Annotated in this window: 21 protein-coding genes; 10 read left to right on the top strand and 11 right to left on the bottom strand. The window is 48.4% G+C overall.

Features of this window, described 5'->3' with window-relative positions:
* Positions 1-19: 19 nt before the first annotated feature.
* The 6 genes from yfaE to NHN17_RS06470 all read right to left on the bottom strand — a co-directional run bounded on the left by yfaE (position 20) and on the right by NHN17_RS06470 (position 6200).
* Entirely contained in the window at positions 20-307 is a 288-nt protein-coding gene (yfaE, locus tag NHN17_RS06445; RefSeq protein WP_255041339.1) for a class I ribonucleotide reductase maintenance protein YfaE, read from the bottom strand.
* Positions 304-1437, bottom strand: a complete 1134-nt coding sequence (gene nrdB / locus NHN17_RS06450) for a class Ia ribonucleoside-diphosphate reductase subunit beta (protein ID WP_255041340.1) — start codon at positions 1435-1437, stop codon at positions 304-306. Before nrdB ends, yfaE begins: the two co-directional genes overlap by 4 nt.
* A 48-nt stretch (positions 1438-1485) precedes the next feature.
* The gene (nrdA, locus tag NHN17_RS06455) at positions 1486-3753 is read right to left on the bottom strand and encodes a class 1a ribonucleoside-diphosphate reductase subunit alpha (RefSeq protein WP_255041341.1); all 2268 of its coding nucleotides are present in this window, start codon (positions 3751-3753) and stop codon (positions 1486-1488) included.
* A 421-nt stretch (positions 3754-4174) separates the two neighbouring features.
* Positions 4175-4837 (bottom strand): HAD family hydrolase, encoded by a 663-nt coding sequence (locus NHN17_RS06460; protein ID WP_255041342.1) that lies wholly within the window; start codon positions 4835-4837, stop codon positions 4175-4177.
* A 204-nt stretch (positions 4838-5041) separates the two neighbouring features.
* On the bottom strand, positions 5042-5749 hold the full coding sequence (ubiG, locus tag NHN17_RS06465) for a bifunctional 2-polyprenyl-6-hydroxyphenol methylase/3-demethylubiquinol 3-O-methyltransferase UbiG (RefSeq protein WP_255041344.1): 708 nt from the start codon (positions 5747-5749) through the stop codon (positions 5042-5044).
* 304 nt (positions 5750-6053) lie between these two features.
* A complete protein-coding gene (locus NHN17_RS06470) occupies positions 6054-6200 on the bottom strand; it encodes a hypothetical protein (RefSeq protein WP_255041345.1) in 147 nt (48 codons plus the stop codon).
* Positions 6201-6684: 484 nt separating this feature from the next.
* Here NHN17_RS06470 and gyrA point away from each other — a divergent pair, with 484 nt between their 5' ends.
* Positions 6685-9318 carry a DNA topoisomerase (ATP-hydrolyzing) subunit A gene (gene gyrA, locus NHN17_RS06475; protein WP_255041346.1) on the top strand — a complete coding sequence of 878 codons (2634 nt, stop codon included), beginning with the start codon at positions 6685-6687 and terminating at the stop codon, positions 9316-9318.
* Positions 9319-9513: 195 nt separating this feature from the next.
* On the top strand, positions 9514-10596 hold the full coding sequence (serC, locus tag NHN17_RS06480; protein ID WP_255041347.1) for a 3-phosphoserine/phosphohydroxythreonine transaminase: 1083 nt from the start codon (positions 9514-9516) through the stop codon (positions 10594-10596).
* 135 nt (positions 10597-10731) lie between these two features.
* Here serC and NHN17_RS06485 read toward each other — a convergent pair whose 3' ends face one another.
* On the bottom strand, positions 10732-11277 hold the full coding sequence (locus NHN17_RS06485) for a lipocalin family protein (protein ID WP_255041348.1): 546 nt from the start codon (positions 11275-11277) through the stop codon (positions 10732-10734).
* Between the two features lie 134 nt (positions 11278-11411).
* Here NHN17_RS06485 and aroA point away from each other — a divergent pair, with 134 nt between their 5' ends.
* From aroA to NHN17_RS06525, 8 genes are all read left to right on the top strand, one after another.
* Positions 11412-12692 carry a 3-phosphoshikimate 1-carboxyvinyltransferase gene (gene aroA / locus NHN17_RS06490; protein ID WP_255041350.1) on the top strand — a complete coding sequence of 427 codons (1281 nt, stop codon included), beginning with the start codon at positions 11412-11414 and terminating at the stop codon, positions 12690-12692.
* A gap of 218 nt (positions 12693-12910) precedes the next feature.
* Positions 12911-13594, top strand: a complete 684-nt coding sequence (cmk, locus tag NHN17_RS06495; RefSeq protein WP_255041351.1) for a (d)CMP kinase — start codon at positions 12911-12913, stop codon at positions 13592-13594.
* Positions 13595-13693: 99 nt separating this feature from the next.
* Positions 13694-15364, top strand: coding sequence for a 30S ribosomal protein S1 (gene rpsA / locus NHN17_RS06500; RefSeq protein WP_107349509.1), 1671 nt, complete (start codon positions 13694-13696; stop codon positions 15362-15364).
* A gap of 72 nt (positions 15365-15436) precedes the next feature.
* Positions 15437-15727: an integration host factor subunit beta gene (ihfB, locus tag NHN17_RS06505; RefSeq protein WP_107349510.1), complete on the top strand. Its 291-nt coding sequence runs from the start codon at positions 15437-15439 to the stop codon at positions 15725-15727.
* Positions 15728-15924: 197 nt separating this feature from the next.
* Entirely contained in the window at positions 15925-16209 is a 285-nt protein-coding gene (locus NHN17_RS06510; protein ID WP_255041352.1) for a LapA family protein, read from the top strand.
* Positions 16210-16215: 6 nt separating this feature from the next.
* On the top strand, positions 16216-17385 hold the full coding sequence (gene lapB / locus NHN17_RS06515) for a lipopolysaccharide assembly protein LapB (protein WP_255041353.1): 1170 nt from the start codon (positions 16216-16218) through the stop codon (positions 17383-17385).
* Between the two features lie 323 nt (positions 17386-17708).
* Entirely contained in the window at positions 17709-18404 is a 696-nt protein-coding gene (gene pyrF, locus NHN17_RS06520; RefSeq protein ID WP_255041354.1) for an orotidine-5'-phosphate decarboxylase, read from the top strand.
* A 142-nt stretch (positions 18405-18546) separates the two neighbouring features.
* Positions 18547-19818, top strand: a complete 1272-nt coding sequence (locus NHN17_RS06525) for an MgtC/SapB family protein (RefSeq protein ID WP_255041355.1) — start codon at positions 18547-18549, stop codon at positions 19816-19818.
* Positions 19819-19903: 85 nt separating this feature from the next.
* Here NHN17_RS06525 and NHN17_RS06530 read toward each other — a convergent pair whose 3' ends face one another.
* Genes NHN17_RS06530 through NHN17_RS06545 form a run of 4 tightly spaced genes read right to left on the bottom strand, consistent with a single transcriptional unit; the run spans position 19904 to position 23562 of the window.
* Positions 19904-20728 (bottom strand): peptide ABC transporter ATP-binding protein, encoded by an 825-nt coding sequence (locus NHN17_RS06530; RefSeq protein WP_255041357.1) that lies wholly within the window; start codon positions 20726-20728, stop codon positions 19904-19906.
* Positions 20725-21726, bottom strand: coding sequence for a peptide ABC transporter ATP-binding protein (locus NHN17_RS06535; RefSeq protein WP_255041358.1), 1002 nt, complete (start codon positions 21724-21726; stop codon positions 20725-20727). Before NHN17_RS06535 ends, NHN17_RS06530 begins: the two co-directional genes overlap by 4 nt.
* A complete protein-coding gene (gene sapC / locus NHN17_RS06540; RefSeq protein ID WP_255041360.1) occupies positions 21726-22613 on the bottom strand; it encodes a putrescine export ABC transporter permease SapC in 888 nt (295 codons plus the stop codon). The genes NHN17_RS06535 and sapC overlap by 1 nt, the downstream gene beginning before the upstream one ends.
* Positions 22600-23562, bottom strand: a complete 963-nt coding sequence (locus NHN17_RS06545) for an ABC transporter permease (RefSeq protein ID WP_255041361.1) — start codon at positions 23560-23562, stop codon at positions 22600-22602. The genes sapC and NHN17_RS06545 overlap by 14 nt, the downstream gene beginning before the upstream one ends.

Here is a 23562-nt window from a genome sequence, read left to right on the forward strand (position 1 = left end):
CTATCTATCCAGATTGGTATTAGATGCTAACGTGCTGATCTTGCAGCTGGAGTTGGTATTCAAACTCGATATCAACATTACTTTTAGGGGTTGAGCAACACGCCAAGATTTCGCTTGGGGCGATAAATGCCATGGCGTCTTGTTGGTCGACTGCACCCGATTTTAGCTTGCAACGACAAGCGCCACACATACCGTTGCGGCATTGGTACTCGGGTTGAAAGCCTGCTTTTTCTAGTTGGTCGAGCAGAGGCTCACGGCTATTGCCGTGAACCTCGATACCATTGACGCAAATGGCGACTCGACTCATAGCTCGAAGTCACCCAGGTCATCGGCACTGACATCGTTATCGATTTGGCCGACTAAGTAGGAGCTAATCTCAGCCTCCTGAGGAGCAACCTGAACATTGTCAGATGACAACCAAGAGTTGATCCATGGGATTGGATTCTGAGTCGCGCCCGGGTAGGCATGCTCAAGACCCACAGCAGCCATGCGTAGGTTGGTAATGTACTCGACGTATTGGCACAGGATATCTTTGTTCAGGCCGATCATTGAACCGTCCTTGAACAAGTACTCTGCCCACTCTTTCTCTTGCTCGGCGGCATCACGGAAAATCGCAAAGCATTCTTCTTTGCACTCTTCAGCAATTTCAGCCATTTCAGGATCGTCCTGTCCGGTGCGCAGCAGGTTCAGGATGTGCTGGGTTCCGGTTAAGTGCAAGGCTTCATCACGGGCGATCAGCTTGATGATTTTGGCGTTGCCTTCCATCAATTCACGCTCAGCAAAGGCAAATGAACAAGCGAAGCTAACGTAGAAACGGATCGCTTCTAGTGCGTTCACTGACATCATGCACAGATAGAGCTTTTTCTTGATGTTACGCAGGTTCACCGTAATAGTGCTGCCGTTGATAGTGTGAGCGCCTTCACCTAGTCGGTGGTAATCGTTGGTCGCTGCGATCAGATCATCGTAGTACTTGGAGATGTCACCAGCACGTTTGATGATCTGTTCGTTACCGACGATATCATCAAACACAATAGCAGGATCATTGGTGATATTACGGATAATGTGGGTGTACGAGCGGGAATGGATCGTTTCGGAAAACGACCACGTCTCAATCCAAGTTTCCAGCTCAGGGATCGATACGATCGGAAGCAGGGCAACGTTAGGGCTACGGCCTTGGATTGAATCAAGTAGCGTCTGGTACTTAAGATTGCTGATGAAAATGTGGCGTTCGTGATCTGGCAGGTTGTTGTAATCAATACGGTCGCCAGAGACATCCACTTCTTCTGGTCGCCAGAAGAAAGAAAGTTGTTTTTCAATCAGCTTTTCGAAAATCTCAAATTTTTGTTGGTCATAACGCGCAACGTTGACAGGCTGGCCAAAGAACATTGGCTCTTTAAGTTGGTCGTTATTTGTTTGACAGAAAGTGCTATATGCCATCTTATCCTCAACATCGATAGGAGCCGAAGCTCCCACCGTTTAAAGTCATTAAATCTTGCAGCTTGTGCAGTCGTCTGCGCCTACATCGCCCTGGCTATCAGATGCGCCGTCACGGGTGTTGTGGTAGTACAAGGTTTTCACACCGAGTTTATACGCTGTTAGCAGATCTTTTAGCAACAGTTTCATCGGCACTTTCCCGCCTTGCTGTCGGCTCGGGTCGTAATTGGTGTTTGCTGAAATCGCCTGATCGATGAATTTCTGCATAATACCAACGAGTTGTAGGTAACCGTCGTTGTTGCCAATGTTCCAAAGCAGCTCGTAGTTGTCTTTGTATTTGCTGTACTCCGGTACAACCTGCTTCAAAATACCGTCTTTCGACGCTTTAACAGAGACAAAACCACGAGGTGGCTCAATACCGTTGGTCGCGTTTGAAATCTGCGATGAGGTTTCTGATGGCATAAGGGCTGACAAGGTTGAGTTGCGCAGACCGTGGGTCTTGATTTCTTCACGCAGCGCTTCCCAGTCGTAACGTAGCTCGGTGGTGCACACTTTATCGATGTCTTTCTTGTAAGTATCGATAGGTAGAATGCCCTGTGCGTAAGTGGTTTCGTTGAATAGCGGGCAAGCACCTTGCTCTTTTGCCAAACCAACAGAGGCTTTGAGCAAGTAGTACTGAATCGCTTCGAACGCTTCGTGTGTCAGGTTGTTTGCGCTGCCGTCAGAGTAGCGTACGCCGTGCTTCGCTAAGTAGTAAGCGAAGTTAATCACACCCACACCCAGAGTACGGCGGTTCATGGTTGAACGATAAGCCGCTGGTAATGGGTAGTCTTGGTAATCCAGAAGCGCATCGAGAGCACGTACCGTTAGGTCAGCCAGTTCTTCCAGATCGTCCAGTGTATCAATGGCGCCAAGGTTGAACGCTGATAGCGTACACAGGGCGATCTCACCGTTTTCGTCTTCCACGTTGTTCAGTGGTTTGGTTGGCAGTGCGATTTCCAGACACAGGTTAGACTGGCGGATTGGCGCTACACTTGGGTCGAACGGGCTGTGGGTATTACAGTGGTCGACGTTTTGAATGTAGATACGGCCAGTTGATGCACGTTCTTGCATCAGTAGCGAGAATAGCTCGATGGCTTTAATTGTCTTACGTTTGATGCTGTTGTCCTGTTCGTATTTCACGTACAGGCGCTCGAATTCGACTTGATCGGCAAAGAATGCGTCGTACAGCCCTGGTACATCAGACGGTGAGAACAAGCTGATGTTTTCGCCTTTGATCAGGCGGGTGTACATTAATTTGTTGAGTTGTACGCCGTAGTCCATGTGGCGAACACGGTTTTCTTCAACGCCGCGGTTGTTCTTAAGTACCAGCAGTGACTCTACTTCACCATGCCACATTGGGTAGAACAAGGTGGCAGCACCACCACGAACACCACCTTGCGAACAACACTTAACGGCTGTTTGGAAGTATTTGTAGAATGGGATACAGCCTGTGTGGAAAGCTTCACCGCCACGGATTTCTGAACCTAGCGCACGGATACGGCCAGCGTTGATACCGATACCGGCACGCTGGGATACGTAACGGACAATCGCACTTGCTGTGGCATTGATTGAATCTAGGCTGTCATCACACTCAATCAGTACACATGAGCTGAACTGGCGAGTTGGTGTACGCACACCTGACATAATTGGTGTCGGCAGTGAAATCTTGAATTGAGACACAGCATCGTAGAAGCGCTTGATATAGCCCATACGGGTTTCGCGCGGGTATTTGCCGAACAGGCAAGCGGCGATCATCATGTATAGGAACTGGGCGCTTTCGAAAATTTCACCGCTAACACGGTTCTGAACCAGATACTTACCTTCCAGCTGCTTCACGGCAGCGTAAGAGAAGTTCATATCACGCCAGTGATCGATGTAGTCTTCCATCAAATCAAATTCTTCGCGGCTGTAGTCTTCAAGCAAATGCTTGTCGTACTTACCTTTACTGACAAGGTTCGTTACATGGTCAAACAGCTTTGGTGGCTCGAATTGGCCATAGGCTTTCTTACGTAAGTGGAAGATAGCTAGGCGAGCAGACAGATATTGGTAATCTGGTGTTTCTTCAGAGATCAGATCAGCTGCAGCTTTAATGATGGTCTCGTGAATGTCTTCAGTCTTGATCCCTTCATAAAACTGAATATGAGATTTGAGTTCGACCTGCGAAACCGAGACATTCTCTAAGCCTTCGGCGGCCCAAGTAATGACTCGGTGGATTTTGTCGAGGTCGATATTTTCTGTGCGTCCATCACGCTTGGTAACAGTGAGCTGTTGATTCATTTTTGGTCGTTTTCCCGGATTTCCATCAATAGCAGTGTTTTTTTGTATCTTTTAGCAATAAGGCTAGCAAAGATTGTGATCTTTGTTGGATTTCTGATTGCCTGTTAAAACACTATATATTGGGGTGTTGAGCTTATGGTGTTACAAGATAGTGGTGGGAGCGGGGTAATGCAAGGCGGTAATTTTTAACTGGCTGTGGATAACATGGGGATTCATAAATTTAAGTTAGTACCTACTAACTGATTTGCGCAGTTGTGACAATATCATAAGAAAAATCAAAATTTTTTGAGGTCAAAAAAAGCGCCTGCAAAAAAAAAATTCTTGATTTCTTGCAGGCATTATACGTACTGACAAGGTTCATATCTTTTGGTTATTTATTGGTTAGTTAGTGGCACGTTGTTAGTGGTTTGACCTCGTCGTTCTAGCTGCTGACGACCGTTAATATCTCACTTGGGTGGGTCAGTACACCAAGCGCCTGCCAGTCTGAGGGCGTGTGCTCATCGCCAATATATCCCCAACCCGCAACATAGCCTGCCATGTTGGCTGCTTTGGCGGCAATCATGTCTTTTTCAATATCACCAATGTAAATGCAGTCGCGATGATCCACACCCATTTGCTTGCTGGCATGGAGTAATGGTTCGGGGTGAGGTTTGGCGACAGCAAGAGTATCACCACAGACAACCGTTTTGGCGCGGAGCAGTTCGGGAAAAAAGGGGAGCAGCATGTCGGTCAAAAAGCCGGGTTTGTTGGTCATGATCCCCCAATTTATCTCTTTCTCATCCAGTTGCTCTAACAGGGCGACCACGCCTTGGTAGAGGGATGTATTGACACAAATGTTGTCTTGGTAATAGCGCAAAAAATCTTCTCTTAACGCCATGATATCAAGGTGTGCAGGAATGGTTCCAAACCCGGCTGTCAGCAACCCCTTGGCGCCCATGCTGGTGTTGGCCTGGATTTGTTTATGGGTCAGCGGTGGTTGGTTGTGATCGGCAAGTACTCGGTTAGCCGCATCCGCCATGTCCGGAGCCGTATCGAGTAAGGTGCCATCCAGATCGAACAATATCGCTTTTTTTGTCATCGCCATGTACATGTCCTTGTATCGAAAAAGGGGCTTCAATAAGTATATACGTGGCGATAGAGGAAAAAGCGATCAGTGCGATCTATTGCAATAAATTTCTGTTCTGTCGATAGCCAAGCGGCGTAAGGCGGGCACTGAGGTTAGTGCGTAATGAATAAAGAGTGCGGGAAATCGCAGTCGCTAGGGTGGAACCACCCTAGCGAAAAGAAGCTACAACATCGTGGTATGAACGATGTAGTTTACATCGACATTGTTGCCTAGCCAGTAGCGGTCGGTCAGCGGGTTGTAGTGCAGGCCGGTAATATGGCGGTCTTGCAACGGTGTGGCGTCAATCATGTCTAATAATTCTGACGGGCGGATAAATTTCTCGTGGTCATGGGTCCCTTTGGGAACCAGCTTCAGTAGCTGTTCGGCGCCGACAATGGCAAACAGGTATGATTTGAAGTTACGGTTGAGTGTCGAGAAAAACACGTGGCCGCCAGGTTTTACCATTTTGGCACAAGAGGCGATGACTGATGCCGGATCCGGTACGTGTTCCAGCATTTCCATGCAGGTCACCACATCGTAGGTTTCTGGATAAAGCTCGGCATGCTCTTCCGCCGTACGCTGGACATACTCAAGTTTGGTGCCCGTTTCCAGTGCGTGGAGGCGAGCCACGGTCAACGGCTCCTTACCCATATCCAACCCCGTCACTTCAGCGCCTTCAACGGCCATACTCTCGGCCAAAATACCACCGCCGCACCCGACGTCGAGTATCTTTTTGCCAAAGATCCCTTCGGCACGATCAATCACGTAGTTGAGGCGTAGAGGGTTGATTTGATGCAACGGCTTGAATTCACCTTCCAAATCCCACCAACGGGACGCCATTTCCTCGAATTTGCTAATTTCTGCTGGGTCTACATTCAACTGCTTGGTCATGAATCTTTGCCATATTCCTTTTTGATAGCGGCATTATATACCCAAGCTTATTGAAGATGCAGGTGTTAGAGGAAAATTATTGGCATGTAAAGAAAATGATGTCTAGGGGAGTGGCTGTCGCTCTGAAAGGAGGTAGAGCGACAGAATTAGCCATATGCAGTAATAAGAGAGGCGAACAGTTTTGAAAAAGGAGGAATAAAATGTGTTTCGCTGCCCTTATAAACAATTCAGGCTCAAAAGCAGTGACGCATTGTGTTGCATTACGACTTCTAAGCCTGATAAACAATCCGTGTTTGCATAGGTTTTACTCAGTTGGTTCTAGCATAGCTAACTGCATCATATCAGGCTGTACGCCACCTGATGTCATCGCAATACCTGCGATAATGAGCATGAGAAGATATTTGCCACCAATGATACACATACCTAGTGTTGTGATTACTCTGCCTAACATAATTGACCTCGCTTAACTGGTTATTTTTGAAATCTTAGTTTTTGTTCTTGCGGGTTCAATTGTACCTAATTGCTTGGACACAAAATTGATAATGATCAGTTTTCCGTTCAGCTTTTGGTCAGGATTTTGAAGAACTGGTGTAATTACGATCTTGGTCAATAATTTACAATTGGTTGCAAAATAAGCGTGCCAGAATCAAAACCAAGAAAAGTAATAAAAAACAAGCTTTGAGTAAAAAACAGGCTATCGGAAAGGTAATAGTTAGATTAGTGCTTTCGATTTTTTTTCAATCAGCTAAATTACTCACAACATAATAGTGAAAGGTGTGCCTATCTGGGCTGAAATATGCTATATTCTCGCACCTTGCACGTATGGTACCAGACGTTATAGATATCGCCTTAAATTGGCTCTCAGCCCGTTTTAGCGCTAACTATGCCGTTTGGTATACGTATACGACAGAAATTACCTGAGGGATATTGGCTCCATGAGCGATCTTGCAAAAGAGATCACGCCCGTAAACATTGAAGAGGAGCTGAAAGGCTCGTATCTCGACTACGCGATGTCAGTTATCGTGGGTCGTGCTCTTCCTGATGTGCGTGATGGCCTTAAGCCGGTACACCGTCGCGTTTTATTCGCGATGAACGTGCTGGGCAATGACTGGAATAAAGCATATAAAAAATCTGCCCGTGTGGTCGGTGACGTAATCGGTAAATATCACCCGCACGGTGATAGCGCGGTTTACGACACGATTGTACGTATGGCGCAACCTTTCTCTCTACGCTACATGCTGGTAGATGGTCAGGGTAACTTCGGTTCGATTGACGGTGACTCTGCCGCTGCAATGCGTTATACCGAAGTGCGTATGTCCAAGATCGCCCATGAATTGTTGGCGGATCTTGACAAAGAGACGGTAGATTACGTTCCTAACTATGATGGTACCGAGCAGATCCCTGCGGTACTGCCAACTAGGGTCCCGAATTTGCTGGTTAACGGCTCATCGGGTATCGCGGTTGGTATGGCGACGAATATTCCGCCTCATAACCTTGGTGAGGTCATTGATGGCTGTTTGGCTTATATCAATGATGAGAGTCTCACCATTGATCAGCTGATGGAGTATATCCCAGGTCCGGATTTCCCGACTGCAGCGATGATCAGTGGCCGTAAAGGTATTATCGACGCCTATAAGACAGGTCGTGGTAAAATCTACCTGCGCTCAAAAGCGAATATCGAAGTTGAGAAGAATGGTAAAGAAACCATTATTGTCACCGAGATCCCTTACCAGGTTAACAAAGCTCGCCTGATCGAAAAAATCGCCGAGCTGGTTAAAGACAAAAAGATTGAAGGTATCAGTGCCCTGCGTGACGAGTCTGACAAAGACGGTATGCGCATTGTTATCGAATGTAAGCGTGATGCTGTGGGCGAAGTGGTTCTAAATAACCTCTACGCGCAAACTCAGCTGCAGACCACATTCGGTATCAACATGGTGGCACTGGACAACGGCCAGCCGAAGACATTCAACCTGAAAGACATGTTGAAGTGCTTCGTCAACCACCGCCGTGAAGTGGTGACTCGCCGTACTATCTATGAGCTACGCAAAGCCCGTGAACGTGCTCACCTTCTTGAAGGTTTGGCACTGGCACTGGCCAACATCGATGAGATTATCGAACTGATCAAAAACGCGACAACACCAGCCGAAGCGAAAGCCGGCCTGGTTGCGCGCGGTTGGGAGCTTGGTAATGTTGCTGCAATGCTTGAGCGCGCAGGGACCGATGCCGCTCGTCCAGAATGGCTGGAAGAGCAGTATGGTATCCGTGATGGTCAGTACTACCTGACTGATCAGCAAGCACAAGCAATTCTTGACCTTCGTCTACACAAGTTGACTGGTCTAGAGCACGAGAAGATCCTTGGCGAATACAAGACACTACTTGAAGAAATTGCAGAGCTGCTGCATATCCTTGGTAGTTCTGAACGCCTGATGGAAGTGATTCGCGAAGAGCTAGAAGCGGTGAAAGAGCAGTTTAACGATGTCCGTCGTACTGAAATCACAGCTGCTAGCCACGATATCGACTTGGAAGATCTGATCAACCAAGAAGATGTTGTTGTGACTCTTTCTCACGAAGGTTACGTGAAATACCAGGTTCTGAGCGATTACGAAGCACAGCGTCGTGGTGGTAAAGGTAAGGCTGCAACGCGCATGAAGGATGAAGACTTCATCGAGCGTCTGCTGGTGGCCAATACCCACGATACTATCCTGTGTTTCTCAAGCCGTGGCCGTATGTACTGGCTGAAAGTGTACCAGTTGCCACTGGCTAGCCGTACCGCCCGTGGTAAGCCAATTGTGAACATCCTTCCGCTGGAAGAAGGTGAGCGTATTACTGCGATCCTTCCGGTGAAAGAATACGAGCAAGACAAGTTTGTCTTTATGGCTACCGCAGACGGTACCGTTAAGAAGACGCCGCTGACTGACTTCAGCCGTCCTCGTAGCGCGGGTATCATTGCGGTGAACCTACGTGACGGTGACTCGCTGATTGGTGTTGATATCACCAAAGGTAGCGATGACATCATGTTGTTCTCGAAAGCGGGTAAAGTGGTTCGCTTCTCGGAAGAGCAGGTACGTGGCATGGGCCGAACGGCTGCCGGTGTTCGTGGTATCAAGTTGGCTGACAGCGATAAGGTTGTCTCCTTGATCGTTCCTCATAACGATGGCGATGTGCTAACAGTAACCGAAAATGGTTACGGTAAGCGTACAGAGCTTGAGGAATACCCAGCGAAGAGCCGTGCGACTCAAGGTGTTGTGTCGATCAAGGTTTCAGACCGTAATGGTAGCGTAGTCGGTGCTGTTCAGGTTGAAGACGGCGATGAGTTCATGATGATCACCAACGGTGGTACGCTGGTTCGTACTCGTGTGGCAGAAGTGAGCCGTGTCGGTCGTAATACCCAGGGTGTTACCTTGATCCGTACCGCTGAAGGCGAGCTGGTTGTTGGCCTGCAGCGTATCGATGAGCCGGAAGAAGACGAGTTTATCGAAGACGCGGAACTGGTCGAAGGAGAAGCTCCGGCTGAGGGTGAAACGCCAGCTGCGGACACTCCTGCAGACGACTCTTCTGAACAAGAATAACTAACTAGTTAGTTAATCTGATAAAAGCGCAGCCTTTAGGCTGCGTTTTTTTATGTCTAAACATAATAGCGAAGACAAAGTATCAGTATTTTCCGATAGCCTCTTTTCAGCATCGTCATAAAGGTGTAAAAAAAGACATGGGTCACATACATGACCACAACCCTATGTTTTTCCAGCAGGAGCAAGTCTTTCACCATGGACAACGTTTATAACTTTTGTGCCGGTCCAGCGATGGTCCCGGCAGACGTATTGAAAAAGGCCCAACAAGAACTGATCAATTGGAATGGATTAGGTACGTCGGTGATGGAAGTCAGCCACCGAGGCAAAGAATTCATTGCTGTGGCCAAACAGTCCGAACAAGACTTACGTGACCTGCTTTCCATTCCTGATAACTACCATGTTCTGTTCTGCCACGGTGGTGCGCGTGCCCAATTTGCCGCAGTACCGATGAATTTGTTGGGAGTTGCTGACAGTGCCGATTATATGGATGGGGGCTATTGGGCTCACAGCGCCGCCCAGGAAGCCGCGAAGTACTGTCAACCGAATGTGGTGGATATCACTTGTGATCGCGATGGTAAAAAAGCGATTCTGCCTGCGGCAGAGTGGCCTTTGTCTGATAATGCGGCATTTGTCCATTTCTGCCCGAATGAAACCATTGATGGGCTGGAAATCCGTGATTTGCCAGTGACGGATAAGCCGATTGTGGCGGATCTGTCATCAACTATCCTCTCGCGCCCGATTGACGTATCGAAGTACGGTGTGATTTACGCCGGTGCCCAGAAAAATATCGGCCCTGCTGGACTGACTATTGTTATTGTTCGTGACGACTTGCTGGGTAAGGCCCAGTCTATTCTACCGAGTATTCTTGATTACAGCGTGCAGGTAGACAAAGAGTCGATGTTCAATACCCCGCCAACGTTCGCTTGGTATCTTGCTGGCGAAGTCTTCAAATGGCTGAAGGAGCTTGGTGGTGTGAAGGTGATGGAGCAACGTAATGTCGCCAAAGCCAATGTGCTGTATGACTACATTGACCAATCCGACTTCTACCGCAATGAGGTTCATGCCGACAACCGCTCTTTGATGAATGTCCCTTTCCAGCTTAAAAAACCTGAGCTAGATGGGTTGTTCCTAGAGCAAGCTGATGCAGCAGGCTTGAAAGCGCTCAAAGGTCACCGCGCTGTTGGTGGTATGCGTGCATCTATTTATAATGCGATGCCGCTTGAAGGCGTGCAAGCACTGGTCGATTTTATGAAAAAATTCGAGCACGAAAATGCCTAAGCGGCAGGGAATGATCACCGCCGCTAATTAAAACGAAAAAGCCGCTTTGATGAAGCGGCTTTTTCATAGGTACCTTATTTGATACCAGCCGGCATAAATATTTGATCAACTACTTATCCAGATTGGTATGAGTTGCTACATTTTCTGCAACTGGTCAGGGTATAGCAGTTTGTCTGTTGCGAACCCCGCTTGCTCAGCGATGGCAACATAGCGGTCGATTCGTGCTTCATCCATGACGGGCTCTCTGGCGAGTAGCCATAGATAATCGGTGTTATAACCGCTGACGAGGGCAATCGAATAGTCTGGTTCGAGAAAGAACACCACGTAACTGCTGTAGAAGGGGCCGAAGAAAGAGACCTTGAGGTGCGCTTTGTCGGTATCATCAACAAAGACAGCCCGGCCATCAGCTTGCTGCCATTGTTGTTCTTCTGTGTCATAGCCTCGGTTGATAACTTTTATTGAGCCGTCATCATTGAGAGTATAGACGGCACTGACATGACTTAGGCCACGCTCGAAGCTATGGTCGAGTCGGGCAATTTCGTACCAGGTGCCAAGGTACTTATCGACACTGAAGGGAGAGACAGGCTCGACCGATTGGGGCATGCCGGTACAGCCTGCAAGTAGAATAGATGATAATAACGCGAACATTGCTCGGGTAATGGTAATGAGTTTTTTCTTCATGGTTCCTCCGTCCTTGGTGGCTTTAAATAGCATAGCAAAATGGTCGCTTAGAAACTCAATTCAGTACTAGCGAACTGAGGCATTATTGGTTAATCTGCAATGACTGCGACCAAACAGGATTAATGAAATAACAGATGGAAAGTTTAACGTTACAGCCGATCAGTAAAATTAATGGCACCGTAAATTTGCCTGGTTCCAAAAGCGTCTCGAACCGAGCTTTGCTATTGGCAGCGTTAGCAAGCGGTAAGACCCGACTGACTAACCTCCTTGATAGTGATGACATCCGTCATATGCTAACAGCCTTGACCAAGCTGGGAGTAAGCTATCAACTGTCTGAAGACAAAAACGTTTGTGAAGTCACTGGCCTAGGCGGCGTGTTCAAGCCGGCCGAAGCAATGGAATTGTTCTTGGGTAATGCCGGTACCGCAATGCGTCCATTAGCGGCGGCGCTATGCTTGGGGACTGGCGAATATATCCTGACCGGCGAGCCACGGATGAAAGAGCGTCCAATTGGCCACTTGGTTGATGCTCTGCGTACCGCGGGTGCCGATATTACTTATTTGGAAAACGACAATTATCCACCACTCAAGATCAAAGGCACTGGCCTGAAAGGTGGTGAAGTCGAAATCGACGGCTCAATCTCGAGTCAGTTCCTAACGGCCTTTTTGATGTCTGCTCCGCTGGCATCGGCAGATACGGTGATCCGTATTAAAGGGGAACTGGTATCGAAACCCTATATTGATATTACTTTGCACATCATGGCCCAGTTCGGTGTTGAGGTGGAAAACCGCGATTACCAAGAATTTGTGGTGAAAGGCGGCCAGACCTATCAGGCACCGGGTGATTTCTTGGTGGAAGGCGATGCCTCTTCCGCATCATACTTTCTTGCCGCTGCGGCGATTAAAGGCGGTGAAGTCAAAGTAACAGGTATTGGTAAGAAGAGTATTCAGGGGGATGTTCAGTTTGCCGATGCACTGGCAGCGATGGGTGCTGACGTTGAGTGGGGTGATGACTATGTGATTGCCCGCCGCGGTGAACTAAAAGCGGTCGATTTGGACTTCAATCATATCCCCGATGCAGCAATGACAATCGCCACCGCGGCCTTGTTTGCAGAAGGTACGACGTCAATCCGAAACGTCTACAATTGGCGCGTGAAAGAAACGGACCGCTTGGCGGCGATGGCGACCGAACTGCGTAAAGTCGGAGCTGAGGTTCTCGAAGGTGAGGATTTTATTACCATTACCCCGCCAGCACAGCTTACTCATGCTGCGATCGATACCTATGACGATCATCGTATGGCGATGTGTTTCTCGCTGGTGGCGCTAAGTGATACACCGGTGACCATTAATGACCCGAAGTGTACCTCCAAAACCTTCCCGGATTACTTCGAAAAATTGGCTGCGTTAAGCAACTAGTTACGGTGTCTGTCAATCTATAAAGAAAACCCGCTTGCTGGCGGGTTTTTTCTTTTTCCCAAAGGGGATTTGGTTTTAAGTCTGATTACTGATTGGTATCACAACTTTTTTCTCGTATAATATGCCCCCGTTTGAGAGTGGTAATAAGTATCGGTATGTCCTTGATGGCGTGGCGATGGGTATTACTGCTTTGGTTTAAACAAGTTTGGAGATTACCTATGTCTACTCACGCACCAGTGATCACTGTCGATGGACCAAGCGGAGCCGGTAAAGGCACGCTGTGTATGCTATTGGCAGAAAAACTGGGCTGGAAGCTATTGGACTCTGGCGCTATTTACCGCGTGCTGGCCCTTGCGGCGTTGCACCATGGTGTTGATCTTGAGTCTGAAGACGCACTTGTCCCTTTGGCAGCCCACTTGGATGTGCAGTTCGTGGCCGAAGGCGAGTTGGTAAAGGTGATCCTTGAAGGGGAAGATGTGTCGGGTGAGCTTCGTAAAGAAGAAACCGGTATGGCAGCCTCTAAGGTGGCAGCGCTGCCACGTGTTCGTGAAGCGTTGCTTCGTCGCCAGCGAGCCTTCAGTGAGGCTCCGGGTTTGGTCGCGGATGGTCGCGATATGGGCACCGTTGTTTTTCCTCAGGCAGAAGTCAAGTTCTTTCTTGATGCCAGTGCTGAAGAACGTGCGAGTCGTCGCATGAAGCAGTTGCAACAGAAAGGGTTAGATGTTAACTTTGACCACCTTTTGAAAGAAATTCAGGAACGTGACGATCGAGATCGCAACCGTGCGGTCGCACCGTTACGTCCCGCGGCTGATGCTTTGGTGCTAGACTCTACAGAGATGTCTATTGACCAAGTCATTGAACTGGCATTGGCCCATATTGAAACGAAATTATCAGCCGAATAATTCGGCAGATGGAGTCGGTGTCACGGATGATAACTGACATTACTACCAACCCCATGCGGTAGGATACCCATGGTTGTTAATCACATTGAAGATTAAATAATGACTGAATCTTTTGCTCTACTTTTTGAAGAGTCTCTAAACGAACTAGAAACACGTCCAGGCGCGATCGTTAAAGGTACTGTTGTAGCTATCGAAAACGGTTACGTACTAGTTGACGCAGGCCTTAAGTCTGAGTCTTCTATCCCAGCTGAAGAATTCAAGAACGCTGCTGGCGAACTTGAAATCGAAGTTGGCGCTGAAGTTGACGTTGCACTAGATGCAGTAGAAGACGGCTTCGGTGAGACTAAGCTATCTCGTGAGAAAGCTAAGCGCCACGAAGCTTGGATCGTTCTTGAGAAAGCTTACGAAGACGCTGAAACTGTTGTTGGTATCATCAACGGTAAAGTTAAAGGCGGCTTCACAGTTGAACTTAACGGCATCCGTGCGTTCCTACCAGGTTCTCTAGTAGACGTGCGTCCAGTTCGTGACACTGCTCACCTAGAAAACAAAGAGCTAGAGTTCAAAGTAATCAAGCTAGACCAGAAGCGTAACAACGTAGTTGTTTCTCGTCGCGCAGTTATCGAATCTGAAAACAGCGTTGAGCGTGATGAGCTTCTTGCTTCTCTACAAGAAGGCATGGAAGTTAAAGGTATCGTTAAGAACCTTACTGACTACGGTGCATTCGTTGACCTTGGCGGTGTTGATGGTCTTCTACACATCACTGACATGGCTTGGAAGCGCGTTAAGCACCCATCTGAAATCGTTAATGTTGGCGACGAGATCAACGTTAAAGTTCTTAAGTTCGATCGTGAGCGTACTCGCGTATCACTAGGTCTTAAGCAGCTAGGCGAAGATCCATGGGTAGCTATCGCTAAGCGTTACCCAGAAGGCACTAAGCTTTCTGGCCGCGTAACTAACCTAACTGACTACGGCTGCTTCGTTGAAATCGAAGAAGGCGTTGAAGGTCTTGTACACGTTTCTGAGATGGATTGGACTAACAAGAACATCCACCCATCTAAAGTTGTTAACGTGGGCGACGAAGTTGAAGTTATGGTTCTTGATATCGACGAAGAACGTCGTCGTATCAGCCTAGGTCTTAAGCAGTGTAAAGCTAACCCATGGCAGTCATTCGCAGAAATGCAAGCTAAGGGCGATCGCGTAACTGGTAAGATCAAGTCTATCACTGACTTCGGTATCTTCATCGGTCTTGAAGGCGGCATCGACGGTCTAGTTCACCTATCTGACATTTCTTGGAATGTTGCTGGTGAAGACGCAGTTCGCGACTTCAAGAAAGGCGACGAGATCTCTGCTGTAGTTCTAGCGGTTGACGCTGAGCGTGAGCGTATCTCTCTAGGTGTTAAGCAGATCGAAGAAGACCCGTTCAACGGCTACGTTGCTGTTAACAAGAAAGGCGCACTAGTAACTGGTACAGTTACTGCAGTTGATGCTAAAGGCGCAACTGTTGAGCTAATCGAAGGTGTTGAAGGTTACCTACGTGCTTCTGAAGCATCTGTTGACCGTGTTGAAGACGCAACTCTAGTTCTTTCTGTTGGCGATTCTGTTGAAGCTAAATTCACAGGCGTTGACCGTAAGAACCGCGTAATCAACCTATCTGTACGCGCTAAAGACGTTGCTGAAGAGCAAGAAGCTATGGCTAACCTGAACAAGCAAGATGATGCTTCTTTCGGTAGCGCAATGGCTGACGCTTTCAAAGCGGCTAAAGGCGAATAATTGAGCGAGGGGGGATCACTTTTCCTCCCAAGCGGTTATACTATTGAGAAACATACTAAAAACGGAGTGTTTATGACAAAGTCTGAATTAATTGAAAGACTATGTAGTCAACAAACACATCTTTCTGCCAAACAGGTAGAAGATGCAATTAAGGAAATCCTTGAGCATATGGCTACGACACTTGCCGAGGGTGACCGGATCGAAATCCGTGGCTTTGGTAGCTTCTCGTTGCATTACCGCGCTCCACGTGTAGGTCGAAACCCGAAAACAGGTGACAAAGTTGAGTTGGACGGCAAGTACGTTCCTCACTTCAAGCCTGGTAAGGAATTACGCGACCGTGTTAACTTGTCAATTGCTAGTTAACCGCGTTTAGAACAAAAAAACGGCATGCTGTTAAGTATGCCGTTTTTTTATGCGTATTGATCATGGTCTGATGAGGTAAAATCTTGCATAATCAGGCCATACCCTTCTGTGTTTATACCAGATGTTTTTCTGTTTTGGGGCATTGCCTTTACCAGATAGGTATCATCTCCATTTCGTTCAAGTGAGAAGGATTCACGATGAAGATACTGACTGTACTCTTACTGGCTGCATGTTTCTTGGTTACCCTTGCACTGGGTGCCCAAAACCAGCAGTTGGTTAACTTTGACTTTCTGTTAGCCCAGGGAGAATTCCAGCTTTCTACTTTGCTGGGTATCGCCTTCGGTTCCGGGTTTGTGATCGGCTGGCTGATTTGTGGCTTGTTATACCTCAAGACCCGTTTCACCAAAAACCGCCTGAGCAAGAAAGTACAAAAGCAGAAACAAGAATTGGATCAGCTGCGAGCCGAACCAGTTAAGGAATAACATTTAATGCTAGAACTGTTGTTCCTGCTATTGCCTATCGCAGCCGCTTACGGCTGGTATATGGGTAACAGGAGCGCTAGTAATAAGCAACAAGAGCAGTCTCATCACATGTCACGTCAGTACGTGACAGGTTTGAACTTGCTGTTATCGGATCAGTCCGATAAAGCAGTCGATGTGTTTATTGAGCTGCTTCAGGTTGATAGCGAAACTATTGATACACACCTGGCTTTGGGAAATCTGTTCCGAAGCCGGGGAGAAGTTGATCGTGCGATTCGCATTCACCAGAATTTAATTGCCCGCCCAAACCTCACCATCGACCAGCGTAACCTCGCTTTGCAGCAATTAGCGCAGGACTACATGGCTGCAGGCTTTTTTGATCGCGCCGAAAAAATCTTTGAGCAGCTGCTAGACGAACCTGATCATCGCAAAGGAGCCTTGCAGCAACTTCTGACCATCTACCAGCAGACCCGTGAATGGGAAAAGGCAATCAATATTGCTACCCACCTGGTCAAAATGGGTAAGAGTAAGCTCAAGCATGATATTGCTCATTACTGGTGTGAAATGGCGATGCTTGAAATGAGTGCGCAGAATCCAGATAAAGCGAAGCAGCTGCTCAAGAAGTCTTTATCGGCTGATAAAACCTGTGTCAGGGCCAGTATCATGCTGGCGAAAATTTTTATAGCCGAAGAAGAGTTTAAAGCGGCTGCTAAACAGCTTGAGCGTGTTGCTGAGCAGGATCTCGAATTTATCGGTGAGGCGTTGCCACTTCTGTTGCAGTGCTACGAAGCGATGGACAACGAATCTGGTTGGCTTAAGTACTTGCGTTACTGTGTTGAGCAAAAAGCCGGTTCAACAGCTGAGCTGATGTTGGCCGATGAGATAGCCAAGCGGGAAGGCCCAACCATGGCCCAGACGTTCATGACCCGTCAGTTGCAGAAAAACCCGACGATGAAGGGCTTCTATCAACTGATGGACTATCATTTGGACGAAGCTGAGGACGGCAGGGCAAAAGACAGCTTGACCACGTTACGTGGATTGGTAGGGGAGCAACTTAAAATTAAGCCTCACTATCGTTGCCGTAAGTGTGGCTTTGCAACGCACTCTTTGTATTGGCAGTGTCCATCTTGCAAGGGGTGGGGCGCAATAAAACCTATCCGAGGTTTGGATGGTGAATAAGCCTAAGGGCTGTTACCTTCATTACGTGTTAAAATGATTATAAAAAGCCTGCTTGATATTCAAGTGGGCTTTTTTATAACTAAAGTCGGCTACTTTAGACTAAATATTGAAAGTTAATTTTTTTGACGCTCATTTTGACTCTGAAAATGGTGGTGAAAATTTTAGTGAGTTAAATAAACGATTGCTAAATGTATTGAGTGCATATTTTGGCTGCTTGGTGCTATTTTTCAATTAGTACTCGAAAAAAAACTATTTTGCTGTACAATCCTGAGCGCGCTCAGCAAGCTGGGCCAGTTTGACCTTATAACTAAGCAGGAGATGCCATGTTAGATCCAAAAGTAATTGTCGCTCTCGACTACCCAAGCCAAGACGAAGCATTCGCCTTTGTTGACCGGATTGAACCGGGAAGTTGCCGATTGAAAGTTGGCAAAGAGATGTTTACTTTTTTTGGCCCTGACTTTGTGCGTAAACTGCATGATCGGGGCCATTCTGTATTTCTTGATTTGAAATTCCACGATATTCCTAATACCTGCTCACGCGCAGTGGCTGCGGCTGCTGATCTGGGCGTATGGATGGTGAATGTTCATGCCAGTGGTGGTGAGCGGATGATGACAGCATCACGCGAAATTCTTGAGCCGTTTGGCAAAGATCGCCCGCTGCTTATCGGTGTGACGGTACTGACCAGTATGGAAGCCTCAGATCTGCAAGGTATCGGCATTACAGCTGAGCCAAAAGATCATGTTTTGAATCTTGCTCGTCTGACGAAGAACAGCGGCCTTGACGGTGTAGTGTGCTCTGCCCATGAATCAACTATGCTGAAAACGGAACTGGGAAGCGAGTTTAAGCTGGTTACCCCGGGTATCCGCCCTGCAGGTAGCTCAGCAGGCGATCAGCGCCGTGTCATGACCCCAGTTGAAGCGGTGCAGGCTGGCTCTGACTACTTGGTTATCGGTCGACCAATTACCAAAGCGGCTGATCCAGCAGCGGTTCTAGCTGAAATCAACAAAACACTTGCTTAACTGACAGCTGCTTATTTTGTAAAGACAGGTCCTCATGAGGGCCTGTTTTTTTATATATCAATATAAAATTCGTGATAGAGCAGACGGTTGCTCGTCGTTGCTCATCCTAAACTAGATTAAGGAAATCTAGTTTAGGTGGTCTATGGACTCGGATTTAGCGTTAACGTCCCCTTATATTCGGTTGGCTATTGCCTTGCTACTTGGTGCTATCATTGGTATCCAGCGTGGATGGGTCGATCGTAATGAAGCGGCAGGGAGCCGAATTGCCGGGATCCGTACCTATTCGCTAGTGGGTCTGCTCGGTGGTATTTGCGGGCTGCTGGCTGAGCATTTCTCTGAACTATTTCTCGGCTTGTCGTTTGTTGCACTGACCATTGTCTTGTCCGTCGCTTATTCCCAGCGTCTAAAGTGGAAAACTAACCTCAGTATCACTGGTTTGGTGGGGGCGTTAATTACCTTTCTGCTCGGGGTACTGGCGATTGTTGGTGACCCTACTTTGGCTGTCTCTGCTGCGGTGATCACCGCGATCATTCTTGATAACAAACAAGAGCTGCACGCAGCCCTGCAGCGGTTGCAGGAGTATGAGCTGGATGCCGCCCTCCGTTTGTTGCTTATCTCTGTTGTATTGCTGCCATTACTACCCAATGAACCGATGGGACCGTGGGGAGCCATCAATCCCTACGAAATTTGGTGGATGGTGGTATTGATCGCCGGTATTTCCTTTGTCGGTTACTTTGCAATGAAAATCGGCGGGACACAAAAAGGTATTTTGCTGACCTGCCTGTTTGCCGGGCTCAGTTCGTCGACCGCGCTGACATTACAGTTTTCCCACTTGTCGAAGCAGCAGCCTCAACTTAATGGCTTGCTAGGCAGTGGGATCTTGCTCAGCTGTGGGACCATGTTTCCTCGTATTCTCTTTGTATGCTCAGTGGTAAACCGGCAGCTGGTCGAGTTGCTGTGGATACCTATGTTGTTGATGATGCTTGGCTTCTACTTGCCGGCGTGGTGGATATGGCAGCGGAACAAAGTCGATAACCAGACCAACCCCGAGATGAAGCAAAACCCGCTGGCGCTGACGTCAGCACTGGGCTTTGGGCTTATATTGCTACTGATTATCTTGCTGGCTAACGGGTTGCAGGAGTGGTTTGGTAATACCGGGACTTTGTTGCTGGCGGCTATTTCAGGGATCACTGATGTCGATGCTATCACTCTGGCGTTGGGCCGGCAGAGTGCCAGTGCCGGTGGCCAGATGTTAGCAACAGCATCGATGGGGATTTTTATCGCAGCTGCTGTGAACAGCTTGGTAAAAATGGGGATGGCGTGGTTTGTCGGCGAGCCTGGATTACGAAAATATGTTGCTTTGCCTGTGATCAGTGCAGTGATGCTTGGTGGCTTGGCGGTGATGTTGGCTTAGCCAATATCAGACCAAGTAGAGATAAAAACGGGCGAGAGGCCCGTTTTTGATCGCCCAGTGCAGTGCCCCGTTTGATAGCACAGAATTAGCATTCTATTTTCGGGGTTGACCGGCTAATACGGTTGCTCCTGTCATGGGATGGGGCGGAAAAGTGACTGTCGAGCAGCTTTTGGGTCAGTGCGTGTTGCGGGTTGTCGAACACCTCATTGGTTTTGCCTTCCTCAACAATCATACCGTGTTGCATCACGATAACCCTATCTGAGAAATGCTTGATCACCCCCATATGCTGCGACACATAAATGTATGACAGACCCATTTCTTCCTGAAGCTCAAGCAGCAGGTTGATGATCTGAGAGCGCATCGACATATCGAGGCCGTTAAGTGCTTCATCCGCCACTATAATACAAGGCTGCAGAATCAAGGCTCGTGCCAGTGATACGCGCTGCTTTTGGCCTGTCGCCAGCATTTGCGGGTAAAAATAAGCATGTTCAGGCAGCAAACCCACACGCTTTAGGGTTTCCATGATCCGGCGCTCACGGGCTTGCGGTGTCATGTTGGTATTTCGTTTCAGCGGCCCTTCGAGGATTTTACCGATCTGGATCCGCGGATTGAGCGATGTGTTGGGATCTTGGAAGATCATCCTGATCAGCTTGCAGCGGGTCTGATAATCTCGGTGCGTTAGCGGCTCGCCATTCACCCGGATCACTCCCTCGGTAGGCTCGACCACCCCAGAGAGCATACGCGCTAAGGTGGACTTACCTGAGCCATTTTCTCCCATAAAAGCGATGGTTTCCCCGGCTTCCAAGCTAAACGAGACCGGTTTTACTGCTTCTATGGTGCGGCGGCGAAACAAGCCTGAGCGGTAATGGTAGTCTTTTTTGAGATTCTCGACTTCAAGTAACGCACTCATTTGGTATTTCTCTCCATGTTCAGCGGAAAATGACAGCTGAACTTGTGGTTTTTGATCTTCCTGCGTTTTGGCACTTCAACACACTTACGTTGTGCATGCGGGCAGCGGGGCCCAAGTCGGCAACCAATAGGAAGGTGCTGAAGCGGAGGAATCGATCCCGGTAGGGTTTCCAGCTTACTTTTATGGGCCAGCTTATCGAGGTTGAAATCCGGCATGGCCCGCAGCAAAGCTTCGGTATAGGGATGATGCGGCGATTCCAATAGTTGTTGTCGATTGGCGGATTCGACAGATTGACCACAGTACATAACAGTGATCCGGTCTGCCCATTGGGTCACGGTGGTCAGATCATGGCTGACCAGTAAGATGGTGGTATTACCCAGCTGATTCATTCGGCTTAATAAGCGGAAAATTTGTGCTTGGGTGATCGGATCCAGATCATTGGTTGGTTCATCGGCGATCAGCAAGCGTGGACGGTTGGCGATAGCCATGGCAATCATTACCTTTTGGCATTCCCCATCGGTCAGCTCGTAAGGGTAACTCCGCATCACTCGACGATGATCTTTGATCCCGACTTTGTGCAGCAGGGCGATAGCCTGTTTCTGACGCCAGTAGAACCGCTGCCAGAAATAGCCATCGAATGACGCAGAGGGAATCGCTTCTTCCAACTGCGCACCGACTTTCTCAGACGGATCAAGGCATGAGGACGGCTCTTGGAATATCATCGCGATTTCCCGGCCGACAACGCGACGACGCTCGCGCGCAGATAGGGTCAGCAAGTCAACATCACCGAGGCGTAGGCGGTCGGCACTGACCCGCCAGTTGCTCTTGGCCACACCAGCGATGGCTTTGGCAACCAAGCTTTTACCCGAGCCAGATTCGCCTACTAAGCCACGGATCTCGCCTTCATTAATGGTTAAGCTCATCCGTTCAACGGCTTTGACCATGCCTTGCGGCGTATCGATCTCAATGGTCAGGTTACGAATATCTAAGAGTGGCATCAGTCAATCCCCGCATTGATGGCTTGGCGGAGTCCTTCTCCTACTAAGTTTACAACCAAAACACTGAATGTAATGGCCAGTCCTGGCAAGGTAACCGTCCATGGAGCAAGATAGATCAGCTCGATGGAGTCACCCAGCATTGCACCCCATTCCGGCATCGGTGCCTGAGCGCCAAGGCCAAGAAAACCCAGTGCAGCTATATCTAGAATTGCAATCGAAATTGCCCGGGTGAACTCATTGGTCAGCACGGTCAGGATATTGGGCAAAATAGAGTTGTACAGCAGGTAGAAGTTGTTGGCACCATCAAGGCGTGCCGCCATGATGTAGTCTTTTTCTACCTCGTTGTGTACTGCTGTATACACGGCACGGATAAAGCGCGGGATGAGTGCCAGCCAAATAGCCAGCAGGATATTGATCTCGCCCGGGCCCATGTATGCGACAACGATGATTGCCAGCAGCAGAGAAGGGATAGACAGTACGGTATCAAGAACGTGGTTGAGGAAGCTTGATTTTAAGCCTCGGGTCATACCGGCCAATACGCCGATCAATATCCCAATCGTCGCGGAGCAAATCGCCACCAACACGGCGTAGCCAAAAGTCAGACGCGAACCGAGCAGTAAGCGGCTCAGCATATCACGGCCAAGGTCGTCGGTACCGAAGAAGTACTCGACTTTACCTGTGGTATCCCATGACGGTGGCATGAGCAGCTCACCGACCTGACTGAAGGCATCGTAGGGCGTGAGCCAAGATGCCAGCAATGTAATGACACTGAGGAGAGCCAAGCACCATAGACCAAACATCGCCAAGGAGTTGTTTTTGAAATTTTGCCAAGCCCGCTCACGCTGGGTTGGGATCTTGGTCTCCTGATAGATGTTATTTGATAGCATACCATTCCTTCCGTACGAGGGGATTGACAAGGGCACCGGTCAAGTCAGACAGGATATTGGCAATCAGGATAAAGGTACCCACGGTGATCACACCGGCTTGAATGGCGACATAGTTCTGAGTTGAAATGGCATCAAGTAACCAGCGGCCGATCCCCGGCCAGTTGAAGATGGATTCGGTTAGCATTGCAAAGGTCATCATGGTCGAAAATTGCATACCCAGTTTCGGGATGATCGGTGGAATGGCATTTCTCAGCACATGCCGGATAATGATTTCAAACATCGACAGGCCCTTGGTCTGGGCAACTTTGATAAAGTTCTGATCCATGACATCTGACACCGATGCACGGGTCAGCCTGATCACCTCGGTGGTCGGTGCCATTGCTAACACCACAGTGGGCAGTACAAGGTGTCTGATGGTATCCATCAGGGCTTCAGCACGGTAAGGCTTGTCAGATAGCATCACATCGATTAGGGCAACACCGGTGACATGGTCAATCTCGTACAGCAAACTGTAGCGGCCAGAGACGGGGAGCCAGCCTAATTTCAAAGAAAACAGCATAATAAGCAACATCGCCAACCAAAATAGTGGAATTGAGTAACCCACAAGAGTGATGGATGAGATGGTGGTGTCTATGAATTTTCCGCGCTTGACTCCTGCAAGGGTACCCACAGGGATACCAATGATCAGTGAAAGCACAAAAGCAAAGAAACTCAGTTCTAGTGTGGCAGGGAAAACCGCCATCACTTCGTTGACGATTGGCTCGCCTTGGAGGTTCATGCCTAAGTGGCCGGCCATTAGGTTCTCGAGGTATATCACCCAACCAGACCAGAATGACCCGGTGCTCCACAGTGGCGCATTGTCTAGCCGCAAAATGCTGTAGCCGATCAAGGTTAGGATCAGCAGGGTGATCAGAAAGAGGTTTAGCCTACGAATGGTATAGATAAACAT

It is taken from the genome of Photobacterium pectinilyticum (assembly GCF_024357955.1).
Classification (GTDB): domain Bacteria; phylum Pseudomonadota; class Gammaproteobacteria; order Enterobacterales; family Vibrionaceae; genus Photobacterium; species Photobacterium pectinilyticum.